Source organism: Streptomyces umbrinus, assembly GCF_030817415.1.
GTDB lineage: Bacteria > Actinomycetota > Actinomycetes > Streptomycetales > Streptomycetaceae > Streptomyces > Streptomyces umbrinus_A.
In genome coordinates, this window is sequence record NZ_JAUSZI010000002.1 from 4,903,709 (window position 1) to 4,925,200 (window position 21,492).

Genomic DNA, 21,492 nt, shown 5'->3' on the forward strand with positions numbered 1-21,492 from the left:
GGCCCGCAGCGTATGCCCGGGCCCGCCGCTTTGGGTACCCGGCGGTAATAGGGATTCACCGAGTGCACACACAGCGCCAGCGATCACTGGCAATGAATGGCCTGATCAGGGGGTTGTCCGGCGACGATCAGGGCCCGACCGAAAAATCGGAGCGCGGGGACCACTTCCTCGACCCGCCGATCTCCAGTCGGTCGCGCGCCCCCTTGAACACTTCGGTGCCCCTTTTCTCGTCCGCCGTCCCCTTCGGCATGTCGACGCGCAGCTCGTACAGCCGGCTGTCGTCGGTGAGGATCATCAGCTCCATGACGCGGACCAGCCTGCCCTCGGTCTCGTAGGTCGTGTCGACGAGCACGGCCTCGTTCCCGTGGAAGGACGTCTTCGTGTACTGCGTCTGCGACTCCCCGTATCCGGCCCACGCCTCGGCCGAGTCCTTCGCCTGGCCCATCGGCGAGCGCGGCGCCTCGTCCCACTGGGTGAGGCGGACCTGGACGACCTCGTCGTTGTCGTAGATGGCCATGCGCGGCTGGTCGTCGGGGCCGCCCTGTTCGTGGAAGCGCACGTACTGCCTGGGGAGGGAGAGGACGGCGTTCAGATCCTGCTCCTCGTGGGCGACCCAACTGTCCCTGGTCGTGGGCGAGTTCGGGGTCACCGACGGCTCGCCCCCCACGGCGGTCGCGCTGCCGTCGGTGAGCGAGGTCCCGGCCCAGACACCACCCGCGACGAGGAGGGCACCGGCGAGGACTCCGGCCACCAGGCGCCCCGTGGAGCGCTTGCGCCCGGGGCGTACGGGGATGGGCTCGGCCCGGGTGTCCTCCGACGGGGCGGGGGGATCGGAGGGGGTGTCCGCCTCCGAGGAAGTGGCCGTGTCCGAGCGGGCGGGCGACTTCGGCCGGAACGATTCCGCCGATGCAGCCGACGCCTTGGGCGGCTCGGACGCCTGGGACGCTTCCGGCTGCTCGGACGGCTCACGCGGCTCGGGCGACTCCGACGACCTCGGCTTCTCCGGTGCCTCATCCGAGGCGGGAGGCTTGACGAGCTGCACCGTCCCCGAATCGTCCGCGAACTCCCGTAATGCCGAGGCGTCCTGAGGAAACGTCAGATCTCCCCGCGGCGCCGATGCCGGGACCGGCCACCGTTCCGCCACCGCCTCCAGCGCGACGACGACCTCGTCCGCGTCCGGTCTCTCGTCCGGGTCCTTCGCCAGGAGCCGCACGATCAGGGCGCCGAGTGGCCCCGCGTGCTCGGGTTCCGGCGGCTCGGCGGACAGGATCGCGGCGAGGGTGGACTCCAGCGTCGTACGCCGGAATGGGGACCAGCCCTCGACGGCCGCGTACAGGCAGACGCCGAGGGACCACAGGTCCGCGGCCGGGCCCGCGCCGCGGCCGGACATCCGCTCGGGTGCGATGAATTCGAGGGAGCCGACGAACTCCCCGCTCATGGTGATGGACTCCTCGCCCTGGATGTGGGCGATGCCGAAGTCGGTGAGCACGACGCGGCCGTGCTGTCCGAGCAGCACGTTGGCGGGTTTCACGTCCCGGTGCACGATGCCCTTGGCGTGCGCGGCCTTCAGCGCGCCGACAACGGCGAGCCCGATCCGGGCGGACTCGGCGGGCGGGAGCGCGCCGCGCTGCAGTACCTCGTGGAGGGACTCGCCGCGGATCAACTCCATGACGATCCAGGGCAGTCCGTCCTCCACGACCACGTCATGGATGGCGACGGCCGCCGGGTGTTCCACGCGCGCGGCCGCCCGCGCCTCCCTCTGGAGCCGGTTGTACGCGCGCTGGTGGGCCGCGTCCTGCGGATCGCCGGGCAGGCGCGGCTCCTTGACCGCGACGTCCCGCTCCACGAGTTCGTCGACGGCCCGCCATACGGTGCCCATGCCGCCGGAGCCGATGCGCTCGGCCAGCCGGTAACGGCCGCCGATCAACCGCCCCCCGTCATCGCTCATGCCCCATCAGTACCGTGCGGAGCCTGAGCTTGTCGATGTCCTACGGTGGGTCATGCGATGGGCGGGGTCCGGTTCTCGGGGAGAGGCTCGTTCCTGGGCAGGGCCCGGTGCTTGGGGAGTGCCGTACGGCCCACCGCCGCGGCGAGTTTGCGCAGCCGGCGCCAGTCCATCGGCGGCTTGGTCTCCGGTACGCCCGGCCGGTTCCAGGGGACGCGCACGCGCAGCGCGCCGGGCTCGATGCGGCACCGTACCGGGGTGGGCAGGACGAAGGCCTCGCCGTCCACGCCGACCTCGATCTCGGGGCGGTCGGCGTCGACGACCACCTCGCGGGCCGTGAGCACCGTGAGCCCGGTGGAGTGCACGCCCAGCAGCAGCCCGGCGGCCTCGGCCGCGTTCTCCACCTTGATGCCGAGGACCCCGAGCAGACCGGACTCCAGCCGCCCGCGGTAGCCGAGCCCCGCCGGATCGTCCATGCGGTAGGGGTTGTTGCTCACGAGGAGGGCCTGGGGCGCGTCGATTACAGCCGTCCCGCCCGTCTCCTCGATCCGGGCGCTCAGCCGCGGCCCCCGCTGGTGCGTGAGCAGCTCCGGCAGCAGTTCCAGCGTCGTACGCACCTTGTCGTCCCGGTACTCGGGGCTCTGCACGACCACCGCGTACGCCCCGAACGAGGCGTTGTTGACGAAGGGATGCCCGTCGGCGAAGCCGAGGTCGACGCGGACCTCGACCCCCGAGCCGGTGAGAGCGTCGAGGCAGGCGGCGGGGTCGTTCCGGTCGAGTCCGAGGTCCATGGCGAAGTGGTTCCGGGTCCCGGCGGAGACGACGAGGAACGGGATGTCGTGCTCGGCGGCGATCGCGGCGACGAGCGCCTGAGTGCCGTCCCCGCCCGCGACGCCGAGCAGATCGGCCCCGTCCGCGACGGCCCGCCGGGCGAGCTCGGTGACGTCCTCCTTGTGCTCGGGGTCGAGGAGGTGGACGCGCGCTCCGAGCCGCTCGGCCTTCTCCTTCAGCCCGAACTGCTCGACCTTTCCGCCGCCGGACCGCGGATTCATGATGAGGAAGGGCCTGGCGGGGGCGGGGGTCCGGTGCTCGGACACACGCACGGCGTGCGACTTGGTCAGGCTGAGCGCGAACTTCCCGGCCCAGACGGCGAAGCCCCACAGCGCCAGGGACACCACGACGACCCAGAGCAGGTTCGCGGCGGCGAAGAGCCCGATGACCGTGGCGGGTGTCGCGAGGGCCAGCACCCCGGCCGCGCCCCTGGCCGGTCCCCGGAGGGTCAGCACCCACCAGAGCGCGGCGACCGTGATCGTCGTACCGAGCACCCCGAGCACGACGAGCAACACGCTCGCGGCCCTGGCGAATCCGATCGGCAGCAGTACGGCGAGGCCGGCGGCCGCCAGGGCACCGCGCGCCGCCCACCGCTGGCGCGCGTGCGCACGCACGTCGAGATCCAGGCCCACGCCCGTCACCTCTCTCCACAGGAAGCCGCGGGGAGGGTCGGCGGCTGTCGTCCCTGTTGTCCGTCGGCGCTGAGCAGTATGCCGTTCCGGAACCGGCTTGACGTTTTCTTGACCCGCCCGCAGACTCCCAGCTTCACCGCAATTCCACCGAAGGAACATTCGAATAATGAAGAGACTCGCGCTGCCGCGTCCCGGCGCCGCAGCCGTTGTGTCCGTCCTCTCGCTCGCCCTGGTGACCGGCTGTTCCGACAGCGGTTCCGACTCCGGATCGGGCAAGGACGACAAGGCCGCGGGCAAGGAGCCGGCCGCGGCAGCGAAGACCCTCGCCAAGGGTGAGCTGGAGAAGCTCGTCATCGCGACGGCCGACGTCAAGGGCTTCAAGGTCGGCCCGGCCGACCAGTCCGACCAGTTCGCCTCCTCCAAGGAGGAGATCAAGGTCGACGACGAGAAGTGCGCGCCCCTCGCGTACGTCCTCACCGGCTTCGCGCCGGGCGACTCTGCCTCGTACGTCAACCGCATGGCCCAGGAGGACCCGACGGCCAAGGCGAGCGCGTCCCCCACCAAGGACCTGGAGGACATGACCGAGGAGGAGATGGAGGACGCGATGAACTCCATCACCGACGCTCTCGGTTCGACCGTCACCCTCGTCTCGCTGTCCTCGTACGAGGGCGACGGCGCGAAGGAGACCATGTCCTCGCTCTCCGCCGCGATCGAGGGCTGCGGCGGCGGCTTCACGGCCACGGCCAAGGAGGAGCCCCAGAAGTTCAAGAAGGTCGAGGCGGAGAAGGCCTCCGGGAACGGCGACGAGTCGCTGGCGTTCGCGGTGACCGCGGACTCCGAGGGCGACCCGGTCGTGCACGCGGAGGTCGCGCGGCACGGGAGCACGGTCGCCACGTACTACTCGATCAGCATGGCCGCGTTCGCCGACGACGCCGAGGTCTCCGACTACGACGTACCGGCCGACCTCATCAAGGCCCAGACGGCGAAGCTCGGCTGAGGCGAGGGCTGTTGAGGCGAAGTCTGTCGGGGCTGCGCCCATAGGCAGCCCCAAAGGGCAGCACCCATAAGGAGGGCGGGCCGGGTTCACCGGCCCGCCCTCCCGTGGTTGACGTGTCAGCCGATGGGCTGCGGCATGGGCCGGACGTCGTAGGCGAGGCCGATGGTGTCGCCGCCGGCCGGGTCGGCCAGTTCGACGCGCCAGCCGTCGGCGAACTGGTCGACGCCGGGGGCCATGGGGATGGTGCCGGAGATCAGGACGGTGCCGGGCGTCAGCTCGCCGCGGGACCGCAGGACGTCGACCCAGTAGCCCGGGGTGAGGAGTTCGGCGAGCGTCCCGGCCTGGATCTCGGTCTCGGTGCCGTCGTGGCTGACCCAGGCGCGCAGGGTGATCTCGTCGATGCGGGACTCCACGTCGGCCAGACGCCAGGCCCGGCGGGCGAGGACGTCGGGGCCCGCGTTCTTGCTCCACGCCACCCCGTGCACCTCCAGGTCGCGGTCGGTGTGGTCGCAGGCCGCGGTCAGCAACAGCTCCCCGCCCTCCGCGACGACCAGCGCCCACTCCGCCTCGCCGGAGGTGCGGCCGTGCTGGACCGCGACCCGCTCGGTCTGCTGGGCGAGATACGGGGAGACGGGGTAGAGCGCCGGCGTCACGGACGGGCCCGGCACGCCCAGCTCGGCGAGCTCCGCGACGTGCGCGGCGACGTCGTCCTGGCTGCGACCGGCGTACCCGGCGTTGAGGACCTGGACGACATCGACCTCGCGCGTCGATCCGTCGGGCAGTTCGAAGGTCAGCACGGCCATGAGGGCACTCCCAGGGATCTTGGAACGGTCTGCGGATCCTGATTTCTCCGCGGTTAACTTCCGGCGCAGGGGTTGCGCATACGACCTGTATACAAGAAGTATGCCGGAAGGTCGATGTCCCCGAGCAAGGATGGGCACCATGCACGACACCCCGAAGAGCGACGCCGGGGCCGCGGAGAAGCGCTCCGGCGTCCGCCGCGCCTTCGTCGCGAGCCTCACCGGCACCGCCCTGGAGTGGTACGACTTCGCCGTCTACTCCGCCGCGGCCGCCCTGGTCTTCGGTGATCTGTTCTTCCCGTCGGAGGACCCGCTCACCGGCACGCTCCTGGCGTTCTCCACCTACGCGGTCGGCTACGTCTCCCGCCCCCTCGGCGGATTCGTCTTCGGCCGCCTGGGCGATGTGATCGGCCGCAAGAAGGTGCTGATCGCCACACTTGTCCTGATCGGCGTGGCCACCTTCCTGATCGGTCTTCTGCCCGCCTACGGAACGATCGGTGTGGCCGCGCCGATCGCGCTGGTCGTGCTGCGCTTCGCCCAGGGCGTCGGCGTAGGGGGCGAGTGGGGCGGCGCCGTACTGCTGTCCAGTGAGTTCGGCGACCCGCGCCGCCGGGGCTTCTACGCCTCCGCCGCACAGGTGGGCCCGCCCGCGGGCAACCTGCTCGCCAACGGTGTGCTCGCCGCCCTCGGCGCCCTGCTCACCGAGGCGCAGTTCGAGTCGTGGGGCTGGCGTGTGGCGTTCCTGCTGTCCGGCGTACTGGTCGGCTTCGGGCTGTGGATCCGGGCCAAGCTGGAGGAGACCCCGGTCTTCAAGGCGATGGAGGCCGAGCAGTCCCGGCCCGAGGCCCCCATCCGCGAGGTCTTCACCACCCAGCCCCGCGCCCTGACCGCCGCGATCCTGTGCCGGGTCGGCCCCGACGTGCTGTACGCCATGTTCACCGTCTTCGTGCTGACCTACGCCACCCAGGAACTCGACATGTCGCGCGGCTCCGCCCTCGCGGCCGTCCTCATCGGCTCCTCGGTCCAGGTCTTCCTGATGCCGCTGGCCGGCGCGCTCTCCGACCGCGTCAACCGGCGCCTGCTGTACGGCGTCGCCGCGGTGGCCGCCGCGGTATGGCCGTTCGTGTTCTTCCCGATGGCCGCCGGCGGTTCCTGGCTGCCGCTCGCCGCCGGTGTCCTCGTCGCCCTGGTGATCCACTGCTGTCTCTACGGACCGCAGGCCGCCTTCATCGCCGAGCAGTTCTCGCCCCGGCTGCGCTACACCGGCTCCTCGCTGGCCTACACCCTGGCCGGGATCATCGGCGGCGCCATCGCACCACTGCTGTTCACCACCCTGCTGAGCGCCTACGACAGCTGGGTGCCGCTGGCCCTCTACATCGCCCTCGCCTGCGCGGTCTCCGTGGTGGGCGTCCTGCTGGGCCGCAACCCCGAGGCCGCCGTCGACGAGGACGCGGAGTTCGCCGTGCCGAAGACCCGGGCCGCGGCGGAGGTCCCACTGCCCCGCTGACAACGGCCGCACGACCCTGCCCAGACTCGCCCCGGACAAGGAGGCCCCGCAGTGCGGATCGCCATCGGCCAGCTCACCACCGGCCCCGACCCCGAGAAGAACCTGCGCCTCGTCGAGGAGTGGACGCGTCGCGCCGCGGACGCCGGAGCCCGTGCCGTCGTCTTCCCGGAGGCGTCGATGGCCTGCTTCGGCACGCCACTGGCCCCGCTCGCCCAGCCCCTCGACGGGCCGTGGGCCGACGGCGTACGCGAGATCGCCCGCGCGACCGGCACGGTCGTCGTGGCCGGCATGTTCACCCCGGCCGGCGAGGGACGGGTGGCCAACACCCTGCTGGCCACCGGCCCCGGCGTCGAGGAGTCGTACGACAAGATCCACCTGTACGACGCCTTCGGCTTCCACGAGTCCGAGACCGTCGCCCCGGGCTCCCGCCCCGCCGTGATCGACGTGGACGGCGTCCGGCTCGGCCTGGCCACCTGCTACGACGTTCGCTTCCCCGAGCTGTTCCGGGCACACGCCGACGCCGGGGCGGTGGGCACCCTGCTGGCGGCCTCCTGGGGGGCCGGCCCCGGCAAGCTCGACCAGTGGGAGCTGCTGGTGCGGGCCCGCGCACTGGACGCCACCGTCTGGGTCGCCGCCGTCGGCCAGGCCGACCCCGGCACACCTCCGGGCCCCGCGCCGACCGGCATCGGGCACAGCCTGGTGGTCGGCCCCGACGGGACCGTACGGGCCTCTCTCGGCGCCGATCCGGAGCTGCTGGTGACGGATCTGGACGTCGAGGAGGTCGGCGCGGTCCGCGAGAAGACGTCCGTACTGGCGAACCGGCGGCCCGAGGTGTGGCGATGAGCGGGCCGGAGCTGGAGTTCCACCGCCCCGACGGGCCCTGGCGCGCCCCGGCCGGCGCCGGACCCGGCGTCGAGGAGTGCGTCCTGGCCGAGGACCCCGACAGCGGCCGGCGCACCGCGCTCGTCCGCTGGGCGCCTGGCACCGACACCTCGGCCGCGGGCGTGGCCCGGCACGACGTGTGGGAGGAGGTCTATCTCGTCGAGGGAGCGATGTACGACCTGACGCTGGGGCGCACCTTCACCGCGGGCATGTACGCCTGCCGTCCCCCGGGCATGCCGCACGGGCCCTGGACCTCACCGGACGGCGTGACGATGCTCGTGATCACGTACCCCTGATCCGGGCGGGCACGGGAGCGCCCCCCGGCAGCGGGGCGCCCTCCGCCAGCGGCGTCTCAGCCGTCGAGGAGCACCTTGAGGGTCGACTGCAGGTGGTGGTCGATGGCCGCGCACGCGGCCGGTGCGTCACCGGCGGCGAGGGCGTCCACGATGGCCTCGTGCTCGTCGAGCACCGCCTTCTGGCGTCCCTGCTGGTTGAAGACGGCGACCACCCCGGCGCGGACCTGGCGGCTGCGCAGACCGTCGTAGTGCCGGTCCAGAAGGGTGTTGCCGACGGCCGAGACCAGGGACGCGTGGAACCGGTGGTCCACGGCGATGAACTCCCGGGTCTCCTCGGCACCGGTGAGCGCGCGCTGCTGTTCCAGCAGGGAGCGCAGCTCCTCCAGGGGCACCCGCCCGGCCGCGACGAGCCGCTCTGCCGCGTACCGCTCGACGAGGCCGCGCAGCTCCATCAGCTCGCGCACCTCCCGGCCCGTCAGAGGCGCCACCCGGGCACCGCGCTTGGGCACGAGCTCGACCAGGTCCTCCGCGGCGAGCAGCAGCAGCGCCTCCCGGATGGGGGTGCGGGAGACGCCGATACGGTCGGCGAGCTCCTGCTCCGACACGAAGGCCCCCTGCATCTCGGGGTCCGTCAGCACCGTGTCCTTGAGATACACGTAGGCCTTCTCCCGACCGGACGCCACGGCAACCCCCAGACATCGCATACAGTTTGTATACCGACGCTACCACGGGCGTTCCCGCACAACACCGGGCCGTATGCGGTCACCAACTCGCCGTATGCGGTCACCAACTCGCCGTGGGAGCTTGAGCGCCTCCCCGGCGCGGCGGGCTCAGAGCGTGTCGATGTCCAGGTTCTCGATCGCCGTCTTCGCGACCTCGCGCCCGCGCTCGGTGAAGTCGCCCTCGCCCGGGTAGCCGATCATGAGCTTGTACATGTCGCCGGACTTGGTCTTGTAGTAGAGGACCTGCATCTCGCGCGGACGCGGAGACTCGGTGTCCGTCGTGCGGTAGGTGATGGTGTTGAGGGCCGCTTTCCGGTCCTTGTACTTCGTCTGCTCGGGGTTGCTTTTGGGAGCGGGCTCGGAGTCCATGTCCATGCCGTAGCTGCCGCTCTGCCTGTAGCTCGCGTCGTCGTCGTACATCTCGGCCGCCGCCGACCCGGCGATCTCGCCGCTGCTGGTGTCCTCGGCCTTCTTGGCCAGCGTGAGGCTGATCCAGAGGCTGCCGCTCCGGTCGGTGAACTGGACCCAGTGTTCGCCCTTCGCCGCGTCGGGCTTGGGCACGGTCTTCTCGTAGCCGGCCGGTACCGCCATCGTCGCGCCCAGCGCCTTCAGGTCCTTCTTGTTCCAGTTGTCGGGCAGCGGCCCCGCGAACGGGTCCGCGACCACCAGGTACGCCGCCAGCGCGGCCGCGACGACGACGGCACCGATGCCGATCCACCCCTTGCGGCCGACCCTGATCGACCTGCCGCCGGGCTCCGCCATCCGTACGACCTGCGTGGGCGCGGGCTCGGGCGGACGCGCGGCCTGCTCCAGGAGCGCGCGCACCCGTGCGGCGTCCGGGCGGCGGGCCGGGTCCTTGTCGAGGAGGCCGTTGATGGCGTCGGCCAGCGGTCCCGTGGCCGCGTTGGGCGCGGCCGGCGTGGCGTTGAGGACGGACTGGAGCGTCGCGGGCGTGTTGGTGCGGCGGAACGGCGACACGCCCTCCGTGGCCGCGTACAGGACCACGCCGAGGGACCAGAGGTCCGAGGCCGGCCCCGGGCGCTGCCCCAGCACCCGCTCCGGCGCGATGAATTCGGGCGAGCCGACGAAGCCGCCGGTGTCGGTCAGGTTCGTCTCGCCCTCGATCTGGGCGATGCCGAAATCGGTGAGGACGACCCGGTCGCCCGTGCCGAGCATGACGTTGTCGGGCTTGACGTCGCGGTGCAGGATGCCCGCCGCGTGCGCGGACTCCAGCGCACCGAGCACCTCCAGGCCGATTCTCGCCGCCTCGCGCGCTCCGATCGTGCCCTCCTGCAGCGCGTCACCGAGCGAACGCCCCCGTACGAGCTCCATGACGATCCACGGCTGGCCGTCCACGACCGCGACATCGTGGACGTTCACGACGGCCGGGTGGTCGAGCCGGGCGGCGGCGCGCGCCTCGCGGCGCATCCGCTCGAAGACGTTGGCCCGTTCGCGTTCGGGAAGGTGATCCGGTACGCGCGGCTCCTTGACGGCGACCTCCCGGTCCACCGTCTCGTCCTTCGCCCGCCACACGGTGCCCATACCGCCGTGCCCGAGTTTCCCGAGCAGCCGGTAACGGCCCGCGATCAGCCGACCGGTGCCCGGCTCCTGCGGCGCCTGCTGGTCGGGCACGACCTGGGTGGGCGCGGCGTACGGGTTTCCGGGGTGCGGCACGGCGACCGGCGGCCGCGGCGGTTGCAGGCCGAAACTCGTTGGTTCGTCGGGTCCGTAAGGGGCTCCCCCGTTGTTGCTCATGGGTCCATCCCTATCGCGGCAAGCGCTTCGGGAGCCACCCTGGGCGCTTTCCAGTCACAGACCCGTGACGCACGGAGTCGCTTATGTTCCTTTTACGCGGCCGCGCGACTCACGTGCCCGAGGGGGCGACTCCACCGGATCCTGGGCGGGTCACCGTGACGGTGGGCGCGGGGCTCGGGGGCGCGGGGCTCGGGGGCGCGGGGCTCGTGGTGGCCGGGCTCGGGGGCGCGCTCGCCGTCGGGCCGGTCGTCGAAGTGGTTGTCGCGGTGGTCGTCGCAGTGACCGTCGCCCGTGACGAGGGCACGGAACTCGTCGGCGACAAGGGCCCGTCGCCCCCGTCGCCGTTCATCAGCAGCGCGGCCGCCGACACGCCCGCCACGGCCATCGCGGCGACGAGCGCGACCGCGATCAGCACGTTCCGCGTGGCGGAGCGCGGGGAAGCGACGGACCTCATCGGCGATGTCACGGGCGAGTCCGACGGAGGCGACGGCGCGTGGAGTGGCTGCATCTGCGGTCTCGTCGCGTCCCGCTGGGTCGGTCTGTAACCGGGCGACACCGGCGGCATCCGGCCGGTGTCGAGGAACGCCCGCAGCAGCCGCTCCGCCTCCACCGCGTCGAGCCTGCGCTCGGGATCGCGCTCAAGGAGGCCCCGTACGACGGGAAGCAGGGGCGCGGCGGCCTCGGGCGGGCGTATCTCGTCGATCACGACCGCGTGCAGGACCCCGCCCAACGAGTCGCGGTGGAACGGCGATTCGCCGCTCAGGGCCGTACAGAGCAACGCGCCGAGCGACCACAGGTCGGACTCGGGCCCGGTCCTGACGCCGGACATCCGCTCGGGCGCGGTGTATTCGGGCGAGCCCACGAACGACCCGCTCTCGGTGAGCGTCGTCGACCCCGCGACCTGGGCGATCCCGAAGTCGGTGAGGACGACGCGGCCCTCCGCGGTGAGGAGTACGTTGGCGGGCTTCAGGTCCCGGTGCAGCACGCCCGCGCCGTGCGCCTTGCGCAGCGCGCCCAGCAGGTCGATCCCCATCCGGGCCGCCTCCGCCGCGTCCACGGGCCCGCTCCGGGAGATCCGCTCGGCGAGCGAGCCGCCCTCGATCAACTCCATGACGATGCAGGGGCGTTCGTCCTGCTCCACGACATCGTGCACGACGATGATGTGCGGGTCCCGCAACTGGGCGATGGCCCGCGCCTCACGCAGGGTCCGCTCGCGCTGCAGCCGGGACTCCTCCGCCGAGAGCGAGGTGTCGAGGACGAGTTCCTTGACCGCTACCTGCCTGCCGAGCAACAGGTCCGTGGCCCGCCAAACGACGCCCATACCGCCCCGGCCGAGTCTGGCCTCCAGCCGGTAACGGCCCGCGATGACACGGACGTTGTCCCCCTCGGTCACCATGCGCCCCATCATGCCGCACCGGACGGAGGCCTTCCGCGACGCTGCGTCACGGGTGGCCGACAAGCGACGTACGCCGTCACGTGCCGGACCGGCCGTACTTACGGGGCGTACGGGGTCACTGGGCGCCCGGGGGCCGCCAGCTGCGCAGGATCGTGTCGAACTGTTCCTTCGCGGTGGCCCAGTCCGCCGCCGGCGCGGACATGTAGATCACGTACTCGACGCCGTCACGGCTGAGATACGCCTGCTCGCTGGCCCTGCGCGGGCCGGGGAACTCCGTGTCCTTTGGCAGCGCGGTCCAGGTGAAGTCCCAGAGCGCGCCCGGGCGGTCGCGGAAGGTGTTCTCCTCCAGACCGACCCGCCGGTAGTCCTGCAGCCGCCCCAACTGCTCCTCCAGGTCGAGCAGATGCGTGTACGGGGAGTCGAAGTCCGGGGAGTCGTCGACGGCGATGCGGACGAAGTGCTCGCCGTTGTCAGGCGTGTAGTCGACCTGGGTGTTCTCGGTCTGGCGCTTCCAGCCCTTGGCGCAGGACAAGGCTGAAACCCTGGGGGTCGTCGACGCGCTCCCAGCCGTCCGGCACACCGCCGGCACCGGTGCCGGTGTCCGGGGTCTGGTTCCCCTTCCCGTCGTCCGTCTCTCCCGCCGAGGACGACGGGGTGGAGGAGGACGGGTCGGGTGAGGACCGGTCGGGTGAGGACGACGAGTTGGTGTCGTTGCCCCACCCGTCCGCGTACAGCATCGCCGCGACGCCTCCGCCGCCCACGAGCGCGGCCAGAATGACGACGAGGACCAGCGTGCTGACCCTGCGGCGCTGCGTCCCGGCGACCGCCGGCTGGTTCAGCGTGGCGACGGCCGGGTCGGGCGCGGGCCGACCATGGCTGCCATAGGTGTCGTGCACACCGTGACTGCCGTGGCTGCCATAGGGGTCATGGCCGCCGGAACCGCCGGGAGTGCCAGGGCCTCCCTGGTTCCCGTGAGCACCCTGAGGGCCGCCGTACGTGCCATGCGCTCCTTGGACGCCCTGAGGCCCGTAGGCGGCATGGGCCGGCCCGTACGTCCCCTGGGGCACAGGTGACTCGGGAGACCGAGGGGTCTCACCGGACTCGTGCGAGGCCACATGTTCCGTCGGCACATAAGCCTGCGCCGAACTCGGTGCGCGCCCCTCCGCGGCCTCGGCGAGCATCTGCTCGGCCTCCTCCGGGCCGGGCCGCTCGGCGGGGTCCTTGCGCAGCAGCGCGGCAATGACGGGCGCGAGCGGGCCGGCGTGCGTCAGCTCCTCGGGTTCCTCGCCGACCACGGCCTGCATGGTGGTCAGCGGGGTCGTCCGCCGGAACGGAGACCTCCCCTCGACCGCCGTGTAGAGCGTCGCGCCGAGCGCCCACAGATCGGAGGAGGGACCCGGATCGTGGCCGCGTACGCGCTCCGGCGCCAGATAGTCGACCGAGCCGACGATCTCCCCGGTGCGCGTGATCGTCGTGTCGCCCTCGACCTGCGCGATCCCGAAGTCGGTGAGCAGGACACGCCGGTCGTTGGAGATCAGTACGTTGCCCGGCTTGACGTCGCGGTGCAGTACGCCCGCGGCGTGCGCGGCCCGCAGCGCGCGCAGCACCCAGAGCCCGACCCGCGCGGCCTCCCGGGGCTCGACGCGCCCGGACTCCTTCACCGCGTCGGCGAGCGAGTGGCCCTCGACCAGCTCCATCACGATCCACGGGCGGCCGTCGTGCTCCAACACGTCGTGCACGGTGACGACGGCCGAGTGGTTGATCCGCGCGGCCGCGCGCGCCTCGGCCCGGGTCCGGGCGAGGAGCACGGGCTGGTCGCTGTCCGCCACATAGAGCGCGGCCGTCAACTCCTTGATGGCGACGGCCCGGTGCAGCACCTCGTCGTGCGCACGCCACACCCGGCCCATGCCGCCACTGCCGATGGAGTCGACGAGCCGGTAGCGCCCGGACAACAGCAGGCCCTGCATCTGATTCACGTTTCCCCGCAATGCTCTTGACAGGGCCAGACTAAGGACCGGCCCTCCCCCAGGGAACCGGCGGGGCCCTACGGAGACAGCACTGTGACGGTTTGCCCGGGCGTGAACGGGCGGTTGCCGCCAGGCAATCGGGCGCCGGCCAGTGGCCTGTCGGACCGTCAATGAACGGTCTGTCGGACCGTCGGCGAGCGGTCTGCCGGACGTCAGCCAGTGGCCTGGTAGGTCGCCGCGGCCTGCTCGTAGAGCCGCGTCACCTCGTCCCGCTCGGCCTCGGGACCGAGCACCTGCACCACGTGGTACCGCCCGTCGACGATGATCGCGAGATTGCGTACGAAGACCTCGCGCCCCTGGGAGTCCTGCCAGGTGAACTGCCCCTCGGCCATGGTCCGTCCGCCGACCTCGATGCGCCGCATCCCGCTGGACGTGGCCCACGTCGAGTCGCGGAACGGCTGCAGCTCGCGCTCGTCCTCACGCTGGTACGTCATCGGATCGGTGCCGTACTGGCTGGTCGTGTCACGGCCGGGCACGACCAGCAGCTCGAAGTCGCCCTGGGAGTAGACGATCTGGCCGCGGCCGTTCTTCCCCGTCCGGTCCCAGCCGTTGGCGACCGCGACGCGGAAGCCCTCGGAGTCCTTGCGCAGGGTGAAGCCCTGCGCGACCTCGGGTCCGGTGGTCTGCGTGCTGGAACTGGACGACTGCGTCGGGCTGGTCTCCTTGCTCGGCGACTTCTCGTCCTGCGGATCCGTGCCCGCGTTCCCGTCCGTGCCGGTGTCCGTGTCGGCCGAGTGTCCCGGGGCCGGACTGACGACGTCCCCCGCGGAACCGGTCCGCTCACCGGCGTTGTCGGACTTGGGCATGAAGGCCACGGCATACGCGACGGCCGCCGCCATGGCCAGCAGTATCAGCAGGAGCAGCGTGCGGCCGAGCCGCCGGGGCTTGGCCTCCCGCTTGGACCGCTTGTGGCGGCCGTGCGGGCTGGTGTCGGGCAGCCCGGCGCGGCGCCTTCGGACGAGCTCGCCCCGGCGGCGCACGACGGGCAGCCGCTTGGGATCCACGGGCGGCGTGGCCACGACGTACGTCCCCGCCTCCGGCTCGGGCGCCGACCGCACCAGTGAACGCAGCCAGCCGCGCAGCTCCTCGAAGTCCAGCCGCTCGGTGGGGTCCTGACGGAGCAGCGACTCCACGACCGGCCTCAGCGGCCCGCACTCCTCGGCGAACGCGGGCGGCTCGGCGCACACCAGCTGCACGAGCTCGGCGGTGTTCTCCTCGGGGTAGGGCGCATGCCCCTGAACGGCCCGGAAGAGCAGCGCCCCCAACGCCCACAGGTCCGTCGCGGGCCCGATCGGCGCCGCCAGCTGCCAGTTCTCGTGCACGGGCCCGGCCTGCTCAGGCGCCCAGCGTTCGGTGACGGGTCCGACGACAGCCATCCGCGCCTGCCGGGCCCGCTCGGCCGCGAGCGCGGTGGCGGGGCCCCGATGGGCGGCGGGAGCGGGGTCGGCGGTCGGCCGGCTCCACTGGGTGGGGGCCTCGGTGGCGGTGCCGGTGGTGTGGGAAGGCCCTGCGGCGTACGCAGGGTCCGCGCTGTAGGCAGGGTCTGTGGTGTGGGCGAGGTCTGTGCCGTAGGCGGGTTCAGAGGTGTTGGCGAAGTGGCCGGCGATGCCGTTGCCGGCCCCGGTGTGGGACACGCCGTTGCCGTTCCCGGGGAATCCGGCGCTGTCACCGTGGCCCGGTACGCCGCTTCCGTTGCCCCCGTTGCCCCCGTTGCCGCTGCTTCCGGCGCCGGGCAGCGCGGGAGGCTGGTTCTGTCCGTTCCCGCCCAGCGCGGGGGCACCATGGCGCGGCGCCGCGCCGTGCCAGGAACTGGTCCGCCCCACCCCGTACGGGTCGGCGATCTGCCCCGGCGGCGGGGTGTGCTCCAGCCCGGTGTGTTCCAGGCCGAGCCCGGAGGTCTGTCCGCCCTCGGCCTCGCCCTCGGTGGGCCGGGTCCGCGGCGCGGGCAACGCCGCGTTCTGGCCGCCCCGCTGTTCCTCCTGCACCCGGGCCGCGGCCCGCGCGCCCGCGCGGTAGGCGGCGATGGCCCCGGCGCGCGCGGCCCGTACATCACCGCCGGCGTCCAGCGCCCGCTGCCCCGCGGCCGACGCCTGTGCCCGCGTGACGGGCGACAGGCTTCCGGCGCCTCCGGGCACGGCCTCGACGGCGGCACGACCGCCACCGGCGACCCGCGCACCGGGCACGCCACCGGAACCGCCCTGCTGGGACTGCCCCTGCTGACCGAGCCGGCCGTGAGGCACGGAGGAGCCAGCGGGACCCGTCTCGCCTGGCGGACCGCCCGCCGTTCCGGAGCCGCTCGCCTCGCCCTCACCGTCGGCGGCAGGCACCGGGTCGTACCCGCACAGCGCTTCCTCCGCGGCCCCCGCGGCAAGCCCCGTGAGCATCACGCGCCCGTCGTCGCAGACGAGCACCGTGCGCGCGGTGATGTTCCGGTGCACCCATCCATGGCCGTGCAGCACCCGCAGCGCCGTCAGCACGTCGGAGGCCACCTCGGCGGGCCCGGTACGGACTCAGCGGCCGCTCCGCGAGCAGCGCTGCCAGTGGCCGCGCGGCCACCATCTCACTCACTATCCACAACGACCCGCCCTCGGCGAACACGTCGAAGACCTGGTCGAGCCGCGGATGGTCGGGGATCTGGGCCGCGGCCTGCGCGGCCTCGATCGCCCGCCGCACCGCCGGTTCGGTGGGCCGCCGCGTGGTCCGCGCGGACGGCCGCCGCACTCCGGCGTCCCGGGCCACGAACCCGTCGGGCAGCCCGTCCGCGTCGAGCACCTCCGCCTCGACGATCTCGGGCAACGGCACCTGCCGGACCAGGACTTCCTGCCCGCTGTACGTGTCGAAGGCCCGGGTCTCGGCGAATTCGTACTCGTCCGACGGCGGCAGCGGCAGACGGTAACGGTCGGCGAGTACCCGTCCCGCATAGTCGTCCACGATGCCTCCCCCGGCCGCCCGGTTGGTCAATTCCGTTCGCCATGCGTCCCGTTGTGGCTGCAGATGGGGCTGCGTACGGTCCGCAACCACTCACGATACGTGCCGTAGGCAACCCACAGTGAGGAGATACGAGATCTCAGGAATCTCGTGCCCCTCAGGACTTCGGTTCGAACGACTTCGTAAGCGTCTGCCACGTGTTTTTACGAAGCTCGGTGTCCCACTTCGAGCCCTTCGCGGTGTACATGAGCCCATATCCGAGGCTGCCGTTGACGACGAATCCTCGGTCTATCGACCGATACTGCGTCCCGCCGTCCACGTAGGTGAACTCCCAGTCGGCCGTGTTCCAGCCTCGGTAGTCCACCTTCTCTATTCGGATGCGCTTGTACTGCGGCCGCTGCATGAACTGCTCTTGGTTCTTCCAGTCCGCCACCGGGTCGCTCTTGGGCGTCGTGGTCCACCCGACCAGCAGCTTCTGCCCGTCAGGACCGGCGAACCGGGACCCGGCCGCACTCGTGGACTCGTACTTCCACCCCTTGGGCAGCCCGATCGAGAACCCCTGCCCGCTCTTGTACGTCTCGGCGGCGCCGTCGCCCGAACCGCTGCCGGAGTCGTCGTTCGAACCGCCCGTCCCGCTCGAAGCGCTCGCACTCGGCGAACTGCCGGTGTTCGCGCCCCCGCCGGCGGAGTCGGTCTTCTCTCCGCTGTCCTTTTCGGTACCGCTGTTCTCGTCCTGCTTGGTGTCGCTGCCCGCGCTCGCCCCGCTGGACGCCGACTTGTCGTCGCCGCCCTTGTTCTCGTTGGTCCCGGAGTCGTCGCCGCCACTGAGCGTGACGGCGAGGATCGTGCCCAGCACGGCCAGCACGACGACCACGGCGACGATCACCAAGGTCCGTCGGGGTACCACATCGGTGAGCGACGCCTTCGGCGCGACGGTCCGCGGATGCGTGTCCCCGGCACCACCCGAACTCCCGCCCACCGAACTGAAGTTCACCTCGGAGGCAGCAGAAGCCCGCCCCTCGGCCGAACGAGCCGAATCCGCGGAGGCGGAGCGAGGAGCAGCCTCGGAGGCGGAGCCAGAAGCAGCGGCAGCGTCGGCAGCAGCGGGAGCAGCGGAGGGCGAAGCGGGGGCGGAGGCAGAGGGGGAGGCCTCAGGAGCAGCCGAGGCCGGGGCGGAGGCTGAGGTCGAGGCCTTGGCGGCCTTGTCGTCCGCCCCCTCCGGCGTCGCCGGAGCCTCGGTGTCCGCGGCCTTCCCGGCGCCGGCCTTCCCGGCGCCGACCACCGCGGCAGCGCCCGCCGCCGCGGCCGCAGCAGCACCCTTGCCCTTCCGCACGGAACGCAGAGCGCCGCGGAACCGCTCCACCGGCTCCTCGCCCTTCTTGCTCCCGCCCGCGGCCTTGCCGCCCGAACTCTTCTTCTTGGCAGGGGCGTCCACCGGAAGCTCGGGCAACGGCACGACCTTCGTCGCGTCCGCCGGCTCCGGCTCGTCCTTGGGCTCGGGCGCGTGGATGACCTCGGTGAGCATCGTCCGGGCCCCGGCGTCGTCGAGCCGCTGCTCGGGGTCCTTGACGAGCAGCCCGTAGATGACCTTCTCCAGCGGCCCGGCGTTCTTCGGCTGCTCCATCGGCTCCGTCATCACCGCGGTGAGCGTCGCGATGGCGGACCCCTTGTCGTACGGCGGCACGCCTTCCACCGACGCGTACAGCAGCCCACCGAGCGACCAGAGGTCTGCCGCGGGCCCGGGCTTGTGCCCCCGCGCGCGCTCCGGCGAGATGTACGAGGGCGCGCCGACGAGCATGCCGGTCGAGGTGATGGACGGGTCGCCCTCCACCTGCGCGATACCGAAGTCGGTGAGCACGACCCGGCCGTCCTCGGCGATGAGCACGTTCGACGGCTTCACGTCCCGGTGCAGGATGCCCTCGCGGTGCGCCGAACGCAGCACGTCGAGGATGGCCAAGCCCACCTCGGCCGCGCGCTTCGGCGTGAGCAGCCCGTCCTCACGGATGACCTCGGCGAGCGACTTTCCCTCGACGAGCTCCATCACGATCCACGGCCGGTTGTCCTCGTCGACCACGTCGTAGACCGTCACCGCGCCGTTGTTCCGGATCCGCGCGATGGCCTTGGCCTCACGGAAGGTCCGCGTGATCAGCCGCCGCTTCTCGTCCTCGTCGATCCGCGCCGGCAACCGCAGTTCCTTGACCGCGACCGTCCGGCCCAGCGTCTCGTCCTTGGCCCGCCACACGGTGCCCATGCCGCCGCGTCCGAGGACTCCTCCCAGCCGGTATCGCCCGGCGAGAAGACGATCGCTCTCGTCCTGCCGGGATGCTCCCGCGCGCTCCGCCTCCGACATGCGTCCCCTCATGCAACCCGCCCTGACAGAGCCTCCATTGTCACCCACCCGAGCACCGTCCGACGCCCCGGGTGCCCCCTCGCGGAAGCATTCCTTCCCCGCGCCGCCCCTCACCTGCCCCGCCGGTCACCCGGCCGAGCCCGTCCCTCACGATGAGCGGCGACGAGGAAGGACCTCATGCCACCTCCGAGGACGCTACTGACTCTTCCTGTGTCCCCGACCCGCCTCGTCCTGACCTCGACCGCCTCGACAACTCCCACTCACCCCCAGCCCGCGGACACCGCCCTCACCCGACTCGCCACTCAAGGCAAGGCCCGGCCGCAGCCCTGCCGGCCGCCGAGAGATCCGGCCCTCGCTTCGGAAGCCCCACAACGGCCCCCACAGCCGCGCCTCCACCGCAGCCGGGACCCCACCACCGCCAGGCCCCGGCACAGCTCGCGCCTTCGACCATCGCCAGGCCTCAGCGCAACTCGTGCCCGTCCACCGCCGTCCCTACAACGGCACGATGTCCGGCGCCCCCAGCCGGGCCGCGTCGGCCGTCAGGTCGTCCGGCTGCCGCTGCGACTCCCGTTCCGCCTCCACCCGCTTCTCGTAGTGCTCGACCTCGCGCTCGATCTGGTCCTTGTCCCAGCCCAGCACCGGCGCCATGAGCTCCGCGGCCTCCCGCGCGCTGCGCGTCCCCCGGTCGAAGGTCTCGATCGAGATGCGTGTCCGCCGGGTCAGCACGTCGTCGAGGTGCCGTGCGCCCTCGTGCGAGGCGGCGTAGACGATCTCGGCGCGCAGATAGTCCTCGGCGGCGGGCAGCGGCTCGCCCAGCGAGGCGTCCGCGGCGATGAGGTCGAGCAGTTCCTCCGCGAGTGATCCGTACCGGTTCAACAGGTGCTCCACGCGCACCACATGGAGCCCGGTCCGCGCGGCGATCCGTGCTCGCGCGTTCCACAGCGCCCGGTACCCCTCGGCGCCGATCAGCGGGATGTCCTCGGTGACGCACTCCGCGACCCGCTGGTCGAGCCCGTGCACCGCCTCGTCCACCGCGTCCTTGGCCATCACCCGGTACGTCGTGTACTTTCCGCCCGCCACGACCACGAGCCCCGGCACCGGATGCGCCACGGTGTGCTCGCGCGACAGCTTGCTCGTGGCGTCCGACTCGCCGGCGAGCAGCGGCCTCAGCCCCGCGTACACCCCCTCCACGTCATCACGTGTCAGTGGCACGGCGAGTACCGAGTTCACGTGCTCCAGCAGGTAGTCGATGTCCGCGCTGGACGCCGCCGGGTGGGCCTTGTCGAGGTCCCAGCCGGTGTCCGTCGTCCCGATGATCCAGTGCCGGCCCCAGGGGATCACGAACAGCACGGACTTCTCCGTACGCAGGATCAGTCCGGTCGTCGAGGTGATCCGGTCCTTCGGTACGACCAGATGGATGCCCTTGGACGCCCGGACGTGGAACTGGCCCCTCTCGCCCACCATCGCCTGCGTGTCGTCCGTCCACACCCCGGTGGCGTTGACGACCTGCTTGGCGCGGATCTCGTACTCCCCGCCCCCTTCGACGTCCTGCACCTTGGCGCCGACGACACGCTCGCCCTCGCGCAGGAAGCCGGTCACGCGTGCGCGGTTGGCGACCTTCGCTCCGTACGCCGCCGCCGTGCGCACCAGGGTCGCCACATAACGGGCGTCGTCCATCTGCGCGTCGTAGTACTGCAGTGCCCCGACCAGGGCGTCCTTCTTCAAGGCGGGGGCGACACGCAGCGCGTGACGGCGTGACAGGTGACGGTGCATCGGCAGTCCGCGCCCGTGCCCGCGCGCCATCGACATCGCGTCGTAGAGCGCGACGCCCGAACCGGCGTACAGCCTCTCCCAGCCCTTGTGCTGCAAGGGGTAAAGGAACGGGACGGGCTTCACGAGGTGCGGCGCGAGCCGCTCCAGCAACAGCCCGCGCTCCTTCAGCGCCTCCCGTACGAGCGGGAAGTCGAGCATCTCCAGATAGCGCAGACCTCCGTGGATCAGCTTGCTCGACCGGCTCGACGTGCCCGACGCCCAGTCACGCGCCTCGACCAGACCGGTGGACAGACCGCGGGTCACGGCGTCCAGTGCCGTGCCCGCACCGACCACGCCTGCTCCCACGACCAGCACATCCAGCTCGTGCTCGGCCATTCCCGCGAGTGACTCGGCGCGCTCCGCCGGTCCCAGTGTCGCTGTCCGCACAGTTGCCTCCCGCTGTTCTGTCGCGCCGGGCTCACCCGTCCGGCGAGGCCCGGCTCACATCCCCCATGCCCAAATTCTCAACCCGTTGCCCGCCTTCGGCCACCACCAGCCGTCCGCCTGTGGATATCTCTCGGTGGCTTCCGGAGAAACACAGCCGAGCAATCCCGCAAATCGGTCATATTTACTCCTAGTCTGACATTGCACTCGCCCGTTCTGTCCACAGGG

The 21,492-nt window shown here is 71.9% G+C and carries 13 protein-coding genes and 2 pseudogenes; 4 read left to right on the forward strand and 11 right to left on the reverse strand.

Features of this window, described 5'->3' with window-relative positions; all coding sequences use genetic code 11:
• Positions 1-127: 127 nt before the first annotated feature.
• Complete coding sequence (locus QF035_RS21350; RefSeq protein ID WP_307522044.1) at positions 128-1,948, reverse strand: serine/threonine-protein kinase; 1,821 nt, start codon at positions 1,946-1,948, stop codon at positions 128-130.
• Positions 1,949-1,998: 50 nt separating this feature from the next.
• On the reverse strand, positions 1,999-3,408 hold the full coding sequence (locus tag QF035_RS21355) for a diacylglycerol/lipid kinase family protein (protein WP_307522046.1): 1,410 nt from the start codon (positions 3,406-3,408) through the stop codon (positions 1,999-2,001).
• Between the two features lie 166 nt (positions 3,409-3,574).
• Between QF035_RS21355 and QF035_RS21360 the strand changes: the two genes are divergently transcribed.
• A complete protein-coding gene (locus QF035_RS21360) occupies positions 3,575-4,405 on the forward strand; it encodes a hypothetical protein (protein ID WP_307522048.1) in 831 nt (276 codons plus the stop codon).
• Between the two features lie 116 nt (positions 4,406-4,521).
• Here QF035_RS21360 and QF035_RS21365 read toward each other — a convergent pair whose 3' ends face one another.
• Positions 4,522-5,208, reverse strand: coding sequence for a DUF2848 domain-containing protein (locus QF035_RS21365; protein WP_307522049.1), 687 nt, complete (start codon positions 5,206-5,208; stop codon positions 4,522-4,524).
• Between the two features lie 139 nt (positions 5,209-5,347).
• Between QF035_RS21365 and QF035_RS21370 the strand changes: the two genes are divergently transcribed.
• Genes QF035_RS21370 through QF035_RS21380 form a run of 3 tightly spaced genes read left to right on the forward strand, consistent with a single transcriptional unit; the run spans position 5,348 to position 7,890 of the window.
• Positions 5,348-6,712 (forward strand): MFS transporter, encoded by a 1,365-nt coding sequence (locus tag QF035_RS21370; protein WP_307522050.1) that lies wholly within the window; start codon positions 5,348-5,350, stop codon positions 6,710-6,712.
• A 51-nt stretch (positions 6,713-6,763) separates the two neighbouring features.
• Positions 6,764-7,555 carry a carbon-nitrogen hydrolase family protein gene (locus tag QF035_RS21375; RefSeq protein ID WP_307522051.1) on the forward strand — a complete coding sequence of 264 codons (792 nt, stop codon included), beginning with the start codon at positions 6,764-6,766 and terminating at the stop codon, positions 7,553-7,555.
• Positions 7,552-7,890 carry a cupin domain-containing protein gene (locus tag QF035_RS21380; RefSeq protein WP_307522053.1) on the forward strand — a complete coding sequence of 113 codons (339 nt, stop codon included), beginning with the start codon at positions 7,552-7,554 and terminating at the stop codon, positions 7,888-7,890. The genes QF035_RS21375 and QF035_RS21380 overlap by 4 nt, the downstream gene beginning before the upstream one ends.
• A gap of 56 nt (positions 7,891-7,946) precedes the next feature.
• Here the strand turns inward: QF035_RS21380 and QF035_RS21385 are convergent, their stop codons facing one another.
• The 8 genes and pseudogenes from QF035_RS21385 to QF035_RS21415 form a co-directional block, all read right to left on the reverse strand.
• Positions 7,947-8,573, reverse strand: a complete 627-nt coding sequence (locus tag QF035_RS21385) for a GntR family transcriptional regulator (RefSeq protein ID WP_307531302.1) — start codon at positions 8,571-8,573, stop codon at positions 7,947-7,949.
• A gap of 147 nt (positions 8,574-8,720) precedes the next feature.
• Positions 8,721-10,367 (reverse strand): serine/threonine-protein kinase, encoded by a 1,647-nt coding sequence (locus QF035_RS21390; protein WP_307522054.1) that lies wholly within the window; start codon positions 10,365-10,367, stop codon positions 8,721-8,723.
• A gap of 115 nt (positions 10,368-10,482) precedes the next feature.
• A pseudogene (locus tag QF035_RS21395) lies at positions 10,483-11,763 on the reverse strand (serine/threonine-protein kinase); the annotation flags it as partial.
• Positions 11,764-11,878: 115 nt separating this feature from the next.
• Positions 11,879-12,295 (reverse strand): hypothetical protein, encoded by a 417-nt coding sequence (locus QF035_RS55805; RefSeq protein ID WP_373466694.1) that lies wholly within the window; start codon positions 12,293-12,295, stop codon positions 11,879-11,881.
• Positions 12,234-13,730, reverse strand: coding sequence for a protein kinase domain-containing protein (locus tag QF035_RS21400; RefSeq protein WP_373466970.1), 1,497 nt, complete (start codon positions 13,728-13,730; stop codon positions 12,234-12,236). The genes QF035_RS55805 and QF035_RS21400 overlap by 62 nt, the downstream gene beginning before the upstream one ends.
• A gap of 212 nt (positions 13,731-13,942) precedes the next feature.
• A pseudogene (locus tag QF035_RS21405) lies at positions 13,943-16,721 on the reverse strand (protein kinase).
• Between the two features lie 154 nt (positions 16,722-16,875).
• Positions 16,876-19,068, reverse strand: coding sequence for a serine/threonine-protein kinase (locus QF035_RS21410; RefSeq protein WP_307522055.1), 2,193 nt, complete (start codon positions 19,066-19,068; stop codon positions 16,876-16,878).
• Positions 19,069-19,560: 492 nt separating this feature from the next.
• Positions 19,561-21,267, reverse strand: a complete 1,707-nt coding sequence (locus QF035_RS21415; RefSeq protein WP_307522056.1) for a glycerol-3-phosphate dehydrogenase/oxidase — start codon at positions 21,265-21,267, stop codon at positions 19,561-19,563.
• Positions 21,268-21,492 lie beyond the last annotated feature (225 nt).